This is a genomic window from Rhodococcus sp. C-2 (assembly GCF_027854095.1).
In the GTDB taxonomy this organism is placed as follows: domain Bacteria; phylum Actinomycetota; class Actinomycetes; order Mycobacteriales; family Mycobacteriaceae; genus Rhodococcus_F; species Rhodococcus_F qingshengii.
The window spans coordinates 16,118-32,149 of record NZ_JAQGFI010000019.1 but is presented as its reverse complement, the minus strand read 5'-3'; the positions used below and the strand labels follow the sequence as shown (position 1 = coordinate 32,149).

General features: G+C 61.7%; 16 protein-coding genes and 1 riboswitch. Of the genes, 6 read left to right on the top strand and 10 right to left on the bottom strand.

Going from position 1 to position 16,032, the window contains the following annotated elements; translation table 11 throughout:
- Positions 1 to 149 precede the first annotated feature (149 nt).
- The 6 genes from PCS43_RS30260 to PCS43_RS30235 form a co-directional block, all read right to left on the bottom strand.
- Positions 150 to 632, bottom strand: a complete 483-nt coding sequence (locus PCS43_RS30260; RefSeq protein ID WP_003941346.1) for a hypothetical protein — start codon at positions 630 to 632, stop codon at positions 150 to 152.
- A gap of 165 nt (positions 633 to 797) precedes the next feature.
- On the bottom strand, positions 798 to 1,355 hold the full coding sequence (locus PCS43_RS30255) for a LysM peptidoglycan-binding domain-containing protein (protein ID WP_209909229.1): 558 nt from the start codon (positions 1,353 to 1,355) through the stop codon (positions 798 to 800).
- Positions 1,356 to 1,643: 288 nt separating this feature from the next.
- Positions 1,644 to 2,438, bottom strand: a complete 795-nt coding sequence (locus tag PCS43_RS30250; protein WP_030536826.1) for an ABC transporter ATP-binding protein — start codon at positions 2,436 to 2,438, stop codon at positions 1,644 to 1,646.
- Positions 2,439 to 2,446: 8 nt separating this feature from the next.
- On the bottom strand, positions 2,447 to 3,250 hold the full coding sequence (locus PCS43_RS30245) for an ABC transporter permease (RefSeq protein ID WP_208690461.1): 804 nt from the start codon (positions 3,248 to 3,250) through the stop codon (positions 2,447 to 2,449).
- Positions 3,228 to 4,256: an ABC transporter substrate-binding protein gene (locus PCS43_RS30240; RefSeq protein ID WP_058037976.1), complete on the bottom strand. Its 1,029-nt coding sequence runs from the start codon at positions 4,254 to 4,256 to the stop codon at positions 3,228 to 3,230. The genes PCS43_RS30245 and PCS43_RS30240 overlap by 23 nt, the downstream gene beginning before the upstream one ends.
- A complete protein-coding gene (locus PCS43_RS30235; RefSeq protein WP_007726090.1) occupies positions 4,256 to 4,999 on the bottom strand; it encodes a TenA family protein in 744 nt (247 codons plus the stop codon). Before PCS43_RS30235 ends, PCS43_RS30240 begins: the two co-directional genes overlap by 1 nt.
- Positions 4,987 to 5,082, bottom strand: a riboswitch (TPP riboswitch). (Overlaps the previous gene by 13 nt.)
- A 104-nt stretch (positions 5,083 to 5,186) precedes the next feature.
- Between PCS43_RS30235 and PCS43_RS30230 the strand changes: the two genes are divergently transcribed.
- Positions 5,187 to 6,755 (top strand): carboxylesterase/lipase family protein, encoded by a 1,569-nt coding sequence (locus PCS43_RS30230; protein WP_192713374.1) that lies wholly within the window; start codon positions 5,187 to 5,189, stop codon positions 6,753 to 6,755.
- Here the strand turns inward: PCS43_RS30230 and PCS43_RS30225 are convergent.
- Positions 6,748 to 7,974: an MFS transporter gene (locus PCS43_RS30225; RefSeq protein WP_209911646.1), complete on the bottom strand. Its 1,227-nt coding sequence runs from the start codon at positions 7,972 to 7,974 to the stop codon at positions 6,748 to 6,750. The genes PCS43_RS30230 and PCS43_RS30225 overlap by 8 nt on opposite strands.
- 161 nt (positions 7,975 to 8,135) lie before the next feature.
- Positions 8,136 to 8,405: a GNAT family N-acetyltransferase gene (locus PCS43_RS30220; protein WP_007726096.1), complete on the bottom strand. Its 270-nt coding sequence runs from the start codon at positions 8,403 to 8,405 to the stop codon at positions 8,136 to 8,138.
- 574 nt (positions 8,406 to 8,979) lie between these two features.
- On the opposite strand from PCS43_RS30220, the gene PCS43_RS30215 reads away from it, so the two are divergent.
- The gene (locus PCS43_RS30215) at positions 8,980 to 9,306 is read left to right on the top strand and encodes a hypothetical protein (RefSeq protein WP_003941297.1); all 327 of its coding nucleotides are present in this window, start codon (positions 8,980 to 8,982) and stop codon (positions 9,304 to 9,306) included.
- A gap of 57 nt (positions 9,307 to 9,363) precedes the next feature.
- Here PCS43_RS30215 and PCS43_RS30210 read toward each other — a convergent pair whose 3' ends face one another.
- Complete coding sequence (locus tag PCS43_RS30210) at positions 9,364 to 9,987, bottom strand: Type 1 glutamine amidotransferase-like domain-containing protein (RefSeq protein WP_042447910.1); 624 nt, start codon at positions 9,985 to 9,987, stop codon at positions 9,364 to 9,366.
- 34 nt (positions 9,988 to 10,021) lie between these two features.
- On the bottom strand, positions 10,022 to 10,840 hold the full coding sequence (locus PCS43_RS30205; protein ID WP_209909226.1) for a maleylpyruvate isomerase family mycothiol-dependent enzyme: 819 nt from the start codon (positions 10,838 to 10,840) through the stop codon (positions 10,022 to 10,024).
- A gap of 191 nt (positions 10,841 to 11,031) precedes the next feature.
- Between PCS43_RS30205 and PCS43_RS30200 the strand changes: the two genes are divergently transcribed.
- From PCS43_RS30200 to PCS43_RS30185, 4 genes are all read left to right on the top strand, one after another.
- A complete protein-coding gene (locus PCS43_RS30200; RefSeq protein ID WP_042447907.1) occupies positions 11,032 to 12,570 on the top strand; it encodes an AMP-binding protein in 1,539 nt (512 codons plus the stop codon).
- Positions 12,571 to 13,097: 527 nt separating this feature from the next.
- Positions 13,098 to 14,207 (top strand): Re/Si-specific NAD(P)(+) transhydrogenase subunit alpha, encoded by a 1,110-nt coding sequence (locus tag PCS43_RS30195; RefSeq protein WP_003941381.1) that lies wholly within the window; start codon positions 13,098 to 13,100, stop codon positions 14,205 to 14,207.
- Positions 14,207 to 14,530 carry an NAD(P) transhydrogenase subunit alpha gene (locus PCS43_RS30190; RefSeq protein WP_003941319.1) on the top strand — a complete coding sequence of 108 codons (324 nt, stop codon included), beginning with the start codon at positions 14,207 to 14,209 and terminating at the stop codon, positions 14,528 to 14,530. The genes PCS43_RS30195 and PCS43_RS30190 overlap by 1 nt, the downstream gene beginning before the upstream one ends.
- Entirely contained in the window at positions 14,530 to 15,960 is a 1,431-nt protein-coding gene (locus tag PCS43_RS30185; protein ID WP_003941368.1) for an NAD(P)(+) transhydrogenase (Re/Si-specific) subunit beta, read from the top strand. The genes PCS43_RS30190 and PCS43_RS30185 overlap by 1 nt, the downstream gene beginning before the upstream one ends.
- Positions 15,961 to 16,032 lie beyond the last annotated feature (72 nt).

Here is a 16,032-nt window from a genome sequence, read left to right as displayed (position 1 = left end):
GTCCTTTTCCGGTCGACCGGATTGCAGCGGACCACGAACCGTGACGACGAGGAAGGTAGTTGCTGGTAGATCGGTTATTCGAGAGCGGCGACTGAAGTGTGCCTGTAACCGCCGTCACGCCAGGCGGTGTGCGGGCGAAAGAGAGAGGGTTATCCGGCGAGAACGGGCGAGACCTCGACGACGGGCGGCGTGGATCCGGTCGTGACAACGGGGGTGGTGCTGGTCTTGGTGGTTGTGGCCGTCGCGGTCGGTGACGAGGTCGCGGTAGCCGACGCAGTTGTCGTGGATGAGACGGGTGTTGTCGTACTGGTGGCCGTCGTAGTCGAGGTGGCGGAGCTCGTGCTTGTCGCGGTCACCACAAGCGGCTGATTACGAGGAGCAGTCGTCTCGTCGGCGATTCGCCAGGTCGGCGTCGGCGGGATGACAACCGTGGGGACTGCAACCGAGCTGTAGAACGCGGCCGGTTCGATCCCGGCGACGGACTCCACGGAAACCGACGAGACCAGAGTGGGAGGCTTCACCACAGGGCCGCCGGCACCGAATGCGCCGGCTGCTCCGCCGAAAACGAGGCCTGATGTCAGAGAAAGAGCGGCCACTGCGACAGCGCCGATCATGACTGTTCTGTCTTTCATGCACACCTGTCCTTCGGGAGCAGTACGGAAGTACTGTAGGCGAAAAGATGCCGCAATGGAGTATCAGGGTCTGCTGGGCGGGACGCGAATCTGTGTGGCGTAGAACACAAAAGGCCCTGGGTGTCGACGCGGACGTCGGCACCCAGGGCCAGGTCAAGCAGTGAATCAGGCGGGGATCGTCAGTACCTGACCGGCGTTGATGAGATCCGGGTTCGGGATGCCGTTTGCATCCGCGATGCGCTGGTACTGGTTGCCGTCACCGTAGAAACGCTCTGCGATCGCCCACAGGGTGTCGCCGCTTTCGACGGTGTAGCTCTGCGCTGCCGGAGCGGCGGGGGCAGGCTCAGGCTCGGGTGCCGGAGCGGGCTCCGGGGCAGCCTCGGCGGCCGGCGCTGCGATTGCAGTGTCCGAAGACCACAGAGCATTTCCGCCGGCGGACAGAACGACGTTGCGATCGTCTTGAACCGAGAGGGAGGCACCGTCGTTGCCTGCGGTCTGCGATGCCCACACGGCGTCGGAGTCCTTGTAGATGACGAAGTTTCCGTCAGCCTGCACCTCGGCGCGGTTGGCGCCGGATCCGTTGGTGCCTGCGGCCCAAACAGCCTGTCCGCCCTCGGACAGAACCAGGTTGCCGTCGCCCTGCAAGGTGAGGGTGTATGCGCCGTTGTCGGACTTGAGTTCCTGGCCGACTCCGAGGCTCTGACCTGACTGCAGTGTGCTCACGCTGTCCCTTTCCAAATCTGTTGCGATGACTGTGCCTCCACGATTCCGCTTTACCGTCCAGTTACCTTCTGGCCGTTGGTCTCGTAGGCGACCGAGTGTACGTTACCGAAGAGTACAGAGAATTGTGCAGCGTTGACGGATGGCGTGTCGAGCGTTCGGATCTTGCTGATATTAAGGCGTTTTGGGCGAACGCGCCGCAACATCCTACGCGAAGTTGCACCGTTGCGATGCACTTTCTCTTGAACGGCAGGTGAAATCGGCGCGCTCTCAGCGCATTGTCAGTAACCGCTAGGGGTGTAGCGACTTGCGAGTCTCGTCGTGGAGTACGGCAAGCAGCTCACGCTCGACGTCGGCGAACTCGGGCGAGGTGATCATGTCCAGTTCGCGTGGCCTCGGCAAGGGAACGTCGACGACGCACCTGACCGTTGCCGGCCTCGCCGACAGAACGACCACGCGATCGGACAGATAGATCGCTTCACGAATATCGTGGGTGATCATCAGCACGGTCCACCGGTACTGCTGCCACACGTCTTGTAGCCAGGCCTGCATCTCGGTCCGAGTCAACGAGTCCAGTGCGCCGAACGGCTCGTCGAGCAGCAGGACAGGTTTGCCCTGAACAACGGTGCGCAGCATCGCCGCTCGCTGGCGCATACCGCCCGACAGCTGTGACGGCCGGGCGTCCTCGAATCCGGACAGTCCGAACGCCGGGAACAACTCGCGAGCGCGCTCGCGTGCTTCCTTCTTGCCGACTCCCTGCACTTCCAAACCGAGGGCCGTGTTGTCCAATACCGAACGCCAAGGGAACAGAAGATCTTTCTGCGGCATGTACGCGGTATGCACCTCGGTGGCTGGTTCGGATTCCGTTGCGCGCGTGCCCACACGGACCGAACCCGCGGTCGGGGATTCGAGCCCGGCCAGGACGTTGAAGATCGTGCTCTTGCCGCAGCCGCTCGGCCCGATCACCGACACGAATTCGCCCGCGTCGGCGCCAAAGGACACCGAATCGAGCACGAGACGCGATTCTCCGGCCGTGTCGAACCTCTTGGTCAGGTCCTGGATTTCGACCATTGCATCCTCGACCATCGGGTCAGTCATGTCCGCGACCTTTCGTTCATCGCCCATGGTGCAACGATGCGCTCGATGGCGAACGTCAGCAAGTACAGCGTGACGCTGATCAACGCGGTCACCAGTACGGCCGCCAACACCAGGTCGGTGCGGAAGGAGTTCTTCTGGGTGCTCATGTAGATACCCAAACCGGAAGTAGCGCCGACGTATTCGGAGAACACCGCACCCACGACCGCATACGTGATGCCGATGCGCAGGGCAGTGAAGAATCGCGGAATTGCCGAAGGAAGGCGAACGTATCGGAACTCCTGCCAGCGAGTGCTGCCCATACTGCGCAGGAGAGCGCCCGCTTCCCGATCGGCCGCGGCAAATCCCTCGATGAGTCCGATGGTCATGGGGAAGAACGTCGCAAGGGCGATCACCAACACCTTCGGCAACAACCCGAAGCCGAACCAGATGATCATCAGCGGCGCGATGGCGATGATCGGCAGCGTCTGCGAGACGACAAAAAGTGGTACCAGCGCGCGTGACAACCACGGCGAAAAGTCCACGACCACAGCAAGAATCCAGGCCAACACCAATGAAACAGTGAAGCCGACCAACGTGACCTGCAATGTCGACCAGGCGTGGCCGGAGATGATCTCGCGGTTGTCCCACCCCTGGGACAGAACGCGCCCCGGAGACGGAAGTACTTGCGGCCGAATCCCACTGATCTCGACGTAGACCTGCCACGCCGCCACGAGGAGCACCACCACGGCGAGCGCGGGAAGCGCCCGCCGCATGGTCGAGACCAACCGTCCGCTCACGTCAGGACGCGTCGAGATACTCATTGGTGAAGTACTCCGACCAGTCCGGCTTCTGGGTCAACGGCTTCCCGTCGGGTCCGGCGAGCAATCCGTTCTCGAAGAGGAATCCCGAATAACCCGACCAGGTTTCGAGATTCTGGGCGCCCACAACGCCGTTGACGTCTTTCATGTAGTCGGCGGCGAGCATCCGCTGACTCTCACGCACGAGGTCTTCGTCGGTGAAAGCTCCGGGGTTCGCGTCGATGAGATCCTGCGCGGCCTGGTCCGGGTTGTCGGCAGCAGTCTGATATCCGCGTTGAACGGCTTTGACGAACTTGCGTGCCTCGTCGGGATGGTCCTTCAACCACTGCTGGTTGCCGTTGATCACGATCGAATACGCATCGGGGAAGCCGTAATCGGTGTACTGGAAGTACCGCATCGGAGTTCCGTTTCGCTCCGCTTCGAGGCCTTCCCAAGCAAAGTAGGAGACGGTGAAGTCTGCCTGGCCCGAGTACACGGCTTCGTACGCGGAAGTTCCGAGCGTGACCGTCGTGAAGTTCCCGGTCCCGCCGTCGTTGCGGATGATCTGCTGCAGCGTTTCGACTTCGCCGGGATCGCCGAACCCGGCGTACGTCTTCCCGTCGAGATCACGTGGGCGCGTGATGTCCGCACGATCCGCCTTCACGCCGATGCCGGTGGCGCGGTGCTGAAGTGGCGCGATGACGGACGTCGTGGCGGCGCCGGCTGCACGGGCGAACGTGGCCTGACTCTGTGTGCTGATGCCGAACTCGGCATTGCCGGCATCGACCAGGGTGTCGGGCGAGGTGTTGTTGTACGGCAGGATCGAGACGTCCAGGCCGGCGTCCTCGAAGTAGCCCTCTTGGAGTGCTACGTACAAACCGGTGTGGTTCGTGTTCGGTGTCCAGTCGAGTGCGAACCGAATGGTCCCGTCGGAAGAGCCGGTGTCAGAGGCGCATCCGGTCAGAACTGTGAACGCGGCTGCGATCGCGGCAGACGTGGCAAGCGTGCGGCGCAGCGCCGCAAACGACATCACGACGCCGGCCAAGGCTGCTGGTGGAGTGCGGAATCCCAGAACATCAGCTCATAGCGGCTGGCGATGCGGAATGCTTCACTCATCGCCTCACGCTCTGTCTCGGTGGCAGCTTCGGCCGCAGCATCGACCAGTACGCGGGCCTGCGCCACCGACTCGTGGAATTCGGGTGCGTCGTAGGTCGTGACCCACTGTGCGTACGGATGCGACGGATCGGCGTCGAGTACCTCGCGCGCTGAAGCGGCAAGATCGCGGCCGACCTCGGCGTAGATCCAGAAGCAGGGGAGTACTGCCGCTGCGGAGACCGGGTAAGGCGCAGTTGCTGCAGTCGCCGTCAGATACGAGACGTATCCCAGGCAGGCCTGCGAATGCTCGAGCCTTCCCGATCCCGCTGGAAGAATTCCACCGGTGAGAAGTCCGTCGTGAAGCGCAGATTCCACTGTCGCTGCCGTGGACGCGGAATTCGACCAGAAGCCCGCGGACTGCGGATCCGGGGCATGGGCCGCGACCAGGGACAACGCTTTCGAATACCCCTCGAGATAAAGCTTGTCTTGCTCGATGTACGTGCGGAACGCGTCGAGAGGCAATGTTCCGTCGCCGAGGCGGCGGAGGAACTCCAGTGAGTCGATCGACTCGCGGAGGGCCTTCGTCTCGGCCCAGAGTCGATCTGTGAACCGATCCGTCGACGGCGCTGTGGCCACCGAGTTTTCGGCAGAATTGTATGCAGGCTGCGTAGTAGCCATGACATCCCTTCGTCAGCATTACCTGATCAGGTTCCCGGGTGTGTTCTCAGCCCCGCCCATGCGGAGCACCCCGTGTCAGAACTAGGCGACCTTAACACCGAGGGGTTGTGTACTCGGCGCACACCCGTCCGAGATTGGTAGGTTTGGTCTTGATTGCCACACGCGCGGGTCGGGAGGGGATTCAGACATGGAGACCGACGTTCGACCAAATCTCGGCGAGGACGGAACTCTGGTGATCCGGGCGCGAGGCGGAGAAGCCCGCGGGTATCCGGATGGCGGTGTATTCGCGTGGAAGGGCATGCCCTACGCAGCGGCGCCGGTGGGTGAGCGGAGGTTCCGAGCGCCACAACCCGCACAGCCGTGGGACGGGGTGCGCGACTGTCGTGAGTTCGGGCCGATCGCGCCGCAAGGCCAGAGTCCGGCGGTTCCGATCGATCGGGCCTTCAAAATCGACGAGGACTGCCTGTCGATCAACGTCTGGGCCCCGCGACCCGACGGCACGCCGCGACCGGTGATGGTGTGGATTCACGGCGGCGCCTACTGCCTCGGATCCGCCGCCCAAACGATCTACGACGGCCGTCATCTGGCTGAAACCGGCGACGTCGTTCTCGTCTCCTTCAACTATCGCGTCGGCGCACTCGGATTCCTGGACCTGTCTGCATTCTCCACCGCGGATACTGTTTTCGAATCGAACTGTGGTCTGCGAGACCAGATTGCGGCACTCGAATGGGTTCGAGACAACATCGACGCCTTCGGTGGTGACCCGAGTGCGGTGACCGTGTTCGGGGAGTCCTCCGGCGCAGGATCCATCACGACGCTCATGACCTGTCCGAGCGCCGAAGGTCTGTTCCATCGTGCGATTGCCCAGAGTCCGCCCGCGACCTCCGTCTACGGGACCGAGCGCGCCAAGACCGTGGCGGAGCGGTTTCTCGAACTGCTCTCGATCGACCCCGAAGACGCAGGCGATCTGCTGACCACGGATCTGGAACTGCTCGTCAAGGCAAGCGATGATTTGGTCAACGAAATTCCGACCCGGATTCCGGGAACTTTGGCGATGGCACCCGTTGTCGATCGCGATCTGGTGCCGCACTACCCGGTTGCGGCTTTCCAGAAGGGTTACGCGCACCGAATCCCACTGATCATCGGTTCCAACAAGGACGAGGCGTCGATCTTCAAGTTCATGAAGTCTCCGCTGATGCCGGTGAGTGCGCAGTCCGTCGAGGCAATGCTCCAATTACTGGCCGACGATCACCCCGACATCTCCGCGACCAAACTTGCCGAGATCATGTCGGCTTACCCTGACCATGCGAAACCGAGTGGCGCGCTGGCACTGTCACGGGACGCTGCGTTTCGCATGCCGACCCTCTGGATCGCAGACGCGCACTGCAGGCATTCCCCTACATGGGTCTACCGCTTCGATCACGCGACGCCGATGCTCAAGGCGGCGCGGATCGGCGCGGGCCACGCGACCGAATTACCTTATGTATTCGGCAATTTCGGAACCCTGAACGTCGACCCCACGTTCTGGCTCGGCGGTCGGAAGGCCGCGATGGAGGTGGCCGGCCGTATCCAACGGCGATGGTTGGCCTTCGCCAGGCATGCAGTGCCGGCGGCCCTCGACGGCTCGAAGCACTGGGCGCCGTACGAGGAAGAGAAGCGGTCGACGCTGTTGATCGACTCCGCCGACACCCTCGTCAGCGACCCCGATCACGGATTGCGCGTCGCCTGGGGCAACGACGTGATGGGGTTCAACTGACGTCGGTCGAGTGCCGCGGACGATCGAGTTCGCGAAGCACCGGTAGGGAGGCACATACTGCGGCGATCAGGATGATCGGAATCGACAGGGCCACAAAGGTCGACGCGATTCCGAGTTGATCGAGCAGCGGGCCGACCGCGAGGTAGCCGAGCGGGCCTGCGGCGTAGGCCGTCGACGTCATGACACCGACGATGCGTCCACGCATGTGCTCCGGGCTGTGCGTCTGCATGGCGTAGTTGGCGATCGGGCCGACTGGTCCGTAGACGAGGCCCTGCAGTCCGGCAAGTACGAGGATCACCCACAGCGGAGGTAGGAGCGCCATGGCCAGCATCGCTATGCCGAGAACGGCGACGGCAAAAATCATGATCAGCCGCCGGGACATGATCGGCGCCAGTGGGGCGTAGGCGAGAGAGCCGATGATGCCGCCGATCGCCAAGGCCATCAACACCGATCCGAGTTGGGCCGGTTGATCCAACTCTGTGAAGTACACCGGGAACACGACACTCTCCACAGGCATGTAGAGCGCGACGACTGCCATGTCGATCAGCGCCAGGGTGCGCAGCAGTTTGTTGTTCCAGACGAACCGAAGACCGTCGAGTGTGCCGTGCCAGATCGATTTCGGACGGTGTTCGTGTTCGGGCACTCCGGCGCCGGGAAGCCGGATGAAGGCGACCACGACTATCGAGAACACAAAACCTGCCGCCGTGACCCAGAGCGTGTTCACCGCTCCGATCGTTGCGATGAGGACACCGCCGATGCCAGGGCCGATCAGATACGCGGCGTTGAAGTTGGCCTCGTACACACTGTTGGTTCGATCGAGCTTCCACTTGGCGGTCCGAGTCGCTGCAGGCAGCATGGACTCCCTCGCCGCCATTCCGGCGGGGTCGAACACGGCGCCGAGTGCGGCCAACGCCGCGATCACCGGGATCGTCAAGCCCGCGGTGGCCGCGATGATCGGAATCGCTGCAACGGACATCGCAGAGAGAGCGTCGGAAATCATCGACGTTCGACGGCGTCCGAACTTGTCGACGAATGTCCCCGAAAACAGGCTCGACACGAGTAGCGGAATGGCTGCTGCGCCGGCAACTATCGCCGCGTCGGTAGCCTTACCGGTTCGTTCGAGAACCAGCCAGGGGAGCACGACGATGGCGATACCGTTGCCGATCGCCGAGAACAGCGTCGCGAGATTGACCAGTACGAGAGGGCGATAGCTGGGGATAGCTACGTCCGTGGACGCAGGTGGACGCCGATCTGCTGAGGCGACCACGTTCTTTCCTTCCCCGAGACGGTGCCGCCCAGGATTTCGACGACGGCACCATCGACGCTAGCAGCGGGGTCTGCAGGTTCGCGACTGGTTTTTCCCTGGCCGTTCTCGTTCGGTTATGCCTGGTAGACGGGGTTCTCCGCAACAAACTTCTCGACGTACGAGCACGTCGGAAGGATCTTCAATCCCTCGTTCCGGGTCTGATCGAGCGCTTCACGCACCACGATGGCGGCAAGCCCGCGCCCACGAAACTGCGGATAGGTCACCGTGTGGTGGAAATCACGGACGCCGGAATGGTCCGAGTACTCGGCGAAACCGGCGAGTTCGCCGTCGACTCGGATCTCGAAACGCGTTTCCGCGGGATTGTGCGCCACTGTCTCGGTCATCTTCGGGCTCCGTTTCGAAAGGGCGGCCGGTTGCGCCGCGCCGCGTCTACGTTCTCTGGAGCACGCTACCTGGCAGGCCGTCCGCAATATCGGTTGCCGACGTGGGATCCGTTACTTAGCGCAACTACAACTGGACGACCGTTCAAGGGACCTTCGTCGCCATGGAGAACGAACAAAACTGGTCTGTACGTGCCGATTTGCCCGTACTTTTGTGCCCACAACGGGTGATACATATGCATCACGATCGTAAACATCCCAATATGTGGGACCGGTCACAAAGTTTTTTGTCGTCTGTTCGGATGGATTAAGTGGAGGGCCTGAAACGGGCAAATTGCAGGTCAGCGGCGCGCTGGTTGCGTGTCGATGATGGGTGCGAGCGGCCGGAAACCCCAGGGGTATTGCGTTGGTCATCAGATCGTTTCTCGGACGTGATCCCAAAGACCCGCTCGGGGGGTTAGCGTTTGAATCGTCGGGGATAGAAGAAGCGTTACAACTTCGCCAAAAAAACTTTGGCGTCGCTGCTCAACGGTTCGATTTCGAGTCTTCGTCGGACAACTTCGAGGAAGGAACGCACATGATTTTCGGGCAGCGTGAGTCGAACAGTTACTTTGCCGCAATTTTTTCGTACGACTTCCTTGACGAAGGTCTGGGATACGAGACCATCGCACGGATTCACCGAGGCGAGATCTGCGAATGGATTCGTGATCTCGAGGCTTCCGGGTTGTTCTCGGCTGCGGAAGTCCATGCCGCTGAACTGGCATGGCGCGAAAATCCACGCCTGCTCCTCGACGCCCTTCTCGAGGACGCTGACGAGGTCTCTGTCAAGCGCTGGGAGATCGCGTGGACGAGGCTCGAGCGTCAGTCGCCGGCAGCCGGAACCGCGGTGGCAGAGCACGGCTGATCCGGTCGGGCCGAGTCGACTGCTCAGTCTGCGTCAAGATCAACCGTCTGCGTTACATCAACGGTCGACGAGTATCACCTCGTGATCTGTAAGCACGGTGAATTGCGCGCCCGCCGTGGTCAGGGCCGCAACCGTCCGCGCAGTCACCTGTGGATCTTCGAGTAGCGAATCGCCGCCGTGCGGCACTATCGCGAAGTCGATCAGCGCGAGCCCGGACCAGATCGGGTCGATACCGCACGTTGGCATGACTTCAGCGGGGTCGTCCGACGCGTCCAGCCCGATCAGAGTCGGAGTCGCCAGGCACGCTCCGGCGCTGTATCCCGCATAGGCCACGACGCCTGAACGAACCAGCATCTCGATGACCCTGTCAGCGCCACTTCGAGCTAGCTGAGCTCGCAGGACGAACGTGTTTCCGCCGCGAACCCACAGGCAGTCGAATTCGCGGAGCCGGAGTTCCAGTGCTTCCGATGCACCCAGGAAGTCTCGGACATCCACTTCCTCTGCGGTGAAGCCCGCTGCCCGTAGCGGAGTCAATTCGCTGGTGACTGCTGAACTGCGGGCATTGGCGGGCCACGAATCTGCAGCCGCGGCGATGACCGCGATGCGAGCGCCGCGGCCTACGAGATCGACAAAAGCCTCGCGGTGGTCGCCGAATCGGTAGGACGAGAGAAACAGTTTCACTTCTCAGTACCTTCGCGACCTACCCACCCAGCCCTCAAATCGTGAACGCCAGATTGTCGACGACGCGTGTGCCCACCGTGGTGTCACCGCGAAGCGAGATGTCGGTTCGGTGATCCGACGCGTGGACGCGGCCACCGGCAATTCGGGTGAAGAGCGGTGAGCTCATCGAGATGGTCGTGGTCGCCGGACCGTCCAACTCCGGGACGAGTGTTGCTCGCGCGTCGACCGAGACGTGAAGTGAACGGGCAAGTGGCCCTTCGAGTTCGAAAGTGATCCGTGCTCCCTCTGGCGCCTTTCCTCGTTTTCCGACGACGAATCCGAGCGCGCTGGTGATTTCGCCGAATGCAGTCTCCGCGCGCAATCCGCCTTCCTCACTCGGAATGCCAACTGCATCTCTGATGTCGAGTTCGTGCATCCAACAGTCGAAGGTCCGAATACGCATGAACCGGCCATAGGGCGCAAGACCGACCGGTGTTTGTGTCTCGGCGTCCCAGTCCGCGCTGGTCATCGAGCGCAGCGCTTCGGTTCGTTCGGCGGTGATCTCGCGATATCGGGTCAGCAGGTCCGAGTGCGGTGTCCGCCGCAGGCCTTCGACCCAGCGCTCGTTGAACGCCGCAATCTCGTTGTGGACGTGGGGCAATGCGTGCACGTCCAGATTGATCGACGGCGGATTGATGCCCGAGAGCAGTGATTCCGTACCGATCAGATGGGACACGATGTCGTGAACCGTCCACCCCGGAAGGTTCGACGGTGCCAACCACTGATCGCCGTCGAGTTCGGCCAGCAGTGCGTCGATGACTCTCCATTCCTCGGTCAATGCGTCGACTACTGAGTCCTGGGGCCAACCACTCATGTGGACATCTCCTGTTTCGGACGGTGCGGTTCTCCTCACTGTATGTCCCGGCGGATAAGTGAGCGGGCATTCCCATGCTTCGAGTCGGTGTCGCCAAACCTCCGAGGGTGGCAGAGTTCCTGTGGTAGACCAGGATTGTCGACGCCGAATCAGGCTCACGCGGCGTTGTCGTCACCGACAGAGGAGTCTTCGTGTTTCCAGGAAATTTTGTCCAGTCCACACCGGACAAGCCCGCCGTCATTCGCCCTGCGACGGGTGAGTCCATCACCTATCGGGAACTCGACGAACGGTCGACGCAGTTGGCGCGATACTTCCGAAGTGTCGGTGCCAAGCCTGGGGACCACGTCGCTCTCATCTCGAACAACGATCTCCGGGCGTTCGAGGTGTACTGGGCAGCGTTGAGATCCGGCCTCTACATCACCGCGGTGAACTGGCATCTCACGGCTGCGGAGGCTGCCTACATCGTCGACGACTGCGAGGCGACAATTCTGGTGGCGTCGGGGCAGGCGTCCGCAGCAGTTCCGTTGGACGAGAAGCTGATTCCACGCGTGCGGCACCGATTGGTGTACGGCGGCGCCCTCGAGGGCTTCGACGACTACGAAGACGCGGTCGATGCGCAGTCCACTGCTCCACTCGACTCGCAGCCGCGTGGGGCTGACATGCTGTATTCGTCGGGAACGACCGGCAGGCCGAAGGGGATCAAAGGAGATCTCCCGGAGGGTGAGGTGAACACCACCATGGATCCGTACACCGCGGTGTTCGCACCGATGTACGGGTTCGATTCCGACACAGTCTATTTGTGCCCGGCTCCGGTCTATCACGCGGCGCCCCTGCGTTTTTGCGGCGTGATCAATTCGGTCGGCGGAACCGTGATCTTGATGGATGCATTCGAAGCCGAAACCGCGCTGGAGTTGATCGGTAAATACGCTGTGACGCACAGTCAGTGGGTACCGACGATGTTCGTTCGAATGTTGAAACTTCCGAAGGAGACCCGTGATCGTTACGACGTCTCGACGGTGAAGGTCGCCATTCACGCTGCTGCTCCCTGCCCGCCCGAAGTGAAGACGGCAATGATCGACTGGTGGGGGCCGGTGATCTACGAGTACTACGCCTCGACCGAGGGTTCGGGCGCTACCTTCATCAACAGTGAGCAGGCCTTGTCGCATCCGGGTTCAGTCGGGCGTGACGGAGTGATGGGGATCGTGCACATCTGTGACGACGCCGGGCGCGATCTTCCGGTCGGCGAGATCGGTACCGTGTTCTGGGAGCGGGAGACTTTGCCGTTCCGGTACCACAATGATCCCGAGAAAACGGCTGCCGCGCAGCATCCGGATCATCCGACGTGGACGACGAGTGGAGATATCGGCTATATCGACTCCGAGCGTTTCCTTTATCTGACCGACCGCGCCGCGTTCACGATTATCTCCGGTGGTGTGAATATCTACCCACAGGAGTCCGAGAACATCCTTACTTTGCACCCGAAGGTGTTCGACGTGGCGGTCATCGGTGTTCCCGACGAGGAAATGGGTGAGCAGGTCAAGGCGGTTGTCCAACTAGCGGAGGGAATCGAGCCTGGTGCCCATGTCGCCGAGGAATTGCTGGAATACGTTCGCAGTCAGGTCGCACATTTCAAAGCTCCGAGAAGCATTGACTTTGCCGACGAATTGCCTAGGACCGCTACAGGAAAGCTCGTCAAGCACAAGTTGCGGTCTCAATATGTGAGCAATTGATGCTCTAGTGAAATACTAGGACATCAGAGTAATTCTGCGAGATAGTCGGCAAGGACCTGCGCGTGACCGTACGGCAGGTCCTTGCTTGCTGTCAGTAGAACAACGGGTCGAGCATCCGAGGACGGTGCGAGGCGTACTGCAGGTTTTCGCGTTTGAGGCCGCGTGGCCGGAGTCGGTCTACGCGGAGTCGGACGGCGCTACATTCGGAAGCCGGTTCGTAAACTCGCTCGACGGTGATTATTCGGCGCGTCATTCTGATGCCTTTACGTCTTTCGGCCGTTTCAAATAGTGGAATAGTCCGCCATTCCGGTGTGATCGGCCTCACAGTAGGCTTCTTCAGGTATGTCCAAACATACTGTTCGGACTCGATTCAGATGGAGAAAGTGCGTCGTCGGTTTCCCTACGCCGCGTTAACTCTGGCTACTATCAGTCACCATTCACCCAAAAGCGGGTCATCTTCCGCTCATCACATGCTGGTTGCCGCTCGTCGCAGCAGGCGAACCACCAACCGCAGAAGGTAATGGAAAATGGAAACATCGAAGAGCGCACAAGTGCGTCCGTCGGTCGGCGTCCCTCGAGAATCGAGTGATGGTGAGCGTCGGGTCGCATTGGTGCCGAAAATTGTGTCCGCTTTGATCGGCAAGGGTGTCGACGTGGTCGTCGAGTCCGGGGCCGGTCTCGGGGCGTTGATTCCCGACGAGTTGTACACCGCTGCCGGCGCGAAGATCGGCGATCCGTGGACTGCTGACGTGGTGGTCAAGGTTGCGCCTCCGTCGACAGAAGAGATCGCCCGGATCAGTACCGGCGCGAAGCTCATCGGTTTCCTGAATCCGCGTAATGCGGACAACCGCATCGCCGAGTTGAAGGCCGCCGGCATCGAGGGTTACGCCGTGGAGGCGATTCCTCGTATCTCCCGCGCGCAGGTGATGGACGCGTTGTCCTCGCAGGCGAACGTGTCCGGGTACAAGGCTGTTCTGTTGGCAGCATCGGAGTCGACGCGGTTCTTCCCGATGCTCACCACCGCTGCGGGCACGGTGAAGCCTGCGACGGTTCTGGTCCTCGGAGTGGGTGTGGCAGGTCTGCAGGCGCTGGCGACAGCCAAGCGTCTCGGTGGCCGCGCTACCGGGTACGACGTGCGTCCTGAGGTCGCCGACCAGGTGCGTTCGGTGGGTGCACAGTGGCTCGACCTCGGAATCGATGCGGCGGGCGAGGGCGGATACGCCCGCGAGTTGACCGACGACGAGCGAGCGAAGCAGCAGCAGGCACTCGAAGATGCGATCAAGGGCTTCGACGTTGTGATCACCACAGCTCTGGTTCCGGGTCGTCCCGCGCCGCGCCTGGTGACCGCTGCCGCGGTCGAAGGCATGAAGCCGGGCAGTGTCGTGGTCGACCTCGCGGGTGAAACCGGTGGTAACTGCGAGCTGACCGAGCCGGGTCAAACCGTCGTCAAGCACGGCGTGACCATTTGCTCTCCGCTGAATTTGCCGGCGTCCATGCCGGAGCATGCGTCCGAGTTGTACTCGAAGAACATTTCCGCGCTGATCGAACTCATGTTGGTGGAAGGTGCCTTGGCGCCTGATTTCTCCGACGAGGTTCTGGCCGGTGCGTGCGTCACCCGTGAAGAGAAGGGCGCCTGATGTACACATCACTGCTGGCGAACATCGCGATCCTGGTGTTGTCCGGGTTCGTCGGTTTCGCTGTGATCTCCAAAGTTCCGAACACCCTGCACACCCCGTTGATGTCCGGTACGAACGCCATCCACGGCATCGTCGTCCTGGGCGCGTTGGTCGTCCTGGGCAAGGTGCACGATCCCTCGATCGGGCTGCAGATCATCTTGTTCGTCGCGCTCGTCTTCGGAACCGTGAACGTTGTCGGTGGTTTTGTCGTCACGGACCGCATGTTGGCGATGTTCAAGGCCAAGCCGGCCGCCAAGTCTGTGTCGAAGGATGGTGACCAGTAATGGAATACCTGGTCAATGCGCTCTACATTGTCGCGTTCTCGATGTTCATCTACGGCCTCATGGGTCTTACCGGCCCGAAGACCGCAGTCCGCGGCAACCAGATCGCCGCGGTCGGCATGCTCATCGCCGTCGTTGCAACTCTGATCTCCATTCGTGATGCGGAGATGGGGAACTGGATCCTCATCGCTGCCGGCCTTGTCATCGGTGTCGTGCTCGGCGTTCCGCCGGCGCTCCGGACGAAGATGACGGCCATGCCGCAGTTGGTGGCACTGTTCAACGGTGTCGGCGGCGGCACGGTCGCGTTGATCGCGTACGCGGAGTTCCTGGACTCGGACGGTTTCACCGCATTCCAGCACGGCGAATCGCCGACGGTACACATCGTCATCGCGTCGCTCTTTGCCGCGGTGATCGGATCGATCTCCTTCTGGGGCAGCGTGATCGCGTTCCTGAAGCTGCAGGAAACTCTGCCTGGTCGTCCGATCGGAATCGGCAAGCTCCAGCAGCCGCTCAATGCTCTGCTGCTCATTGCCGCCGTCGCGTTCTCGGTGATCATCGGTATCAAGGCGATCTCACCGGAAGGCCCGACCAGCTCACTGTGGATCGTCGGCGTGCTCGTGCTCTCGGGCATCCTCGGACTGATGGTCGTGCTGCCCATCGGCGGCGCGGACATGCCCGTCGTCATCTCGCTGCTCAACGCTCTGACCGGTTTGTCAGCTGCTGCTGCAGGTTTGGCGCTCAACAACCAGGCGATGATCGTCGCCGGCATGATCGTCGGTGCTTCGGGCACCATCTTGACCAACCTCATGGCCAAGGCCATGAACCGGTCCATCCCGGCCATCGTTGCCGGCGGCTTCGGTGGTGGTGGCGGTGAAGCCGCATCCTCCGACGGCGTCGTGCGCACGGCAAAGGCGACCTCGGCCGCCGACGCGGCTATCCAGATGGCCTACGCCAACCAGGTCATCGTCGTACCCGGATACGGACTTGCCGTCGCGCAGGCTCAGCACGCGGTCAAGGACATGGCGAAATTGCTCGAGTCGAAGGGTGTCGAGGTCAAGTACGCCATTCACCCGGTCGCCGGCCGTATGCCTGGTCACATGAACGTTCTTCTCGCAGAGGCGGATGTCTCGTACGACGCGATGAAGGAAATGGACGACATCAACGACGAGTTCTCTCGTACCGATGTCACCTTGGTGATCGGCGCGAACGACGTCACCAACCCGGCGGCGCGCAACGATCCGAGCTCACCGATTCACGGAATGCCGATCCTCAACGTCGACCAGTCGAAGTCCGTCATCGTGCTCAAGCGCTCGATGAACTCCGGTTTCGCCGGTATCGAGAACCCACTCTTCTTCGCCGAGGGCACCTCGATGCTCTTCGGTGACGCCAAGAAGTCGGTCTCCGAAGTAACCGAGGAGCTCAAGGCGCTCTAGCGCTGGTACTCGGAAGGGGCGTCCACTCGCAGCTGCGAGTGGACGCCTTTTTTCGTGGCCGTGTGTTGCAAA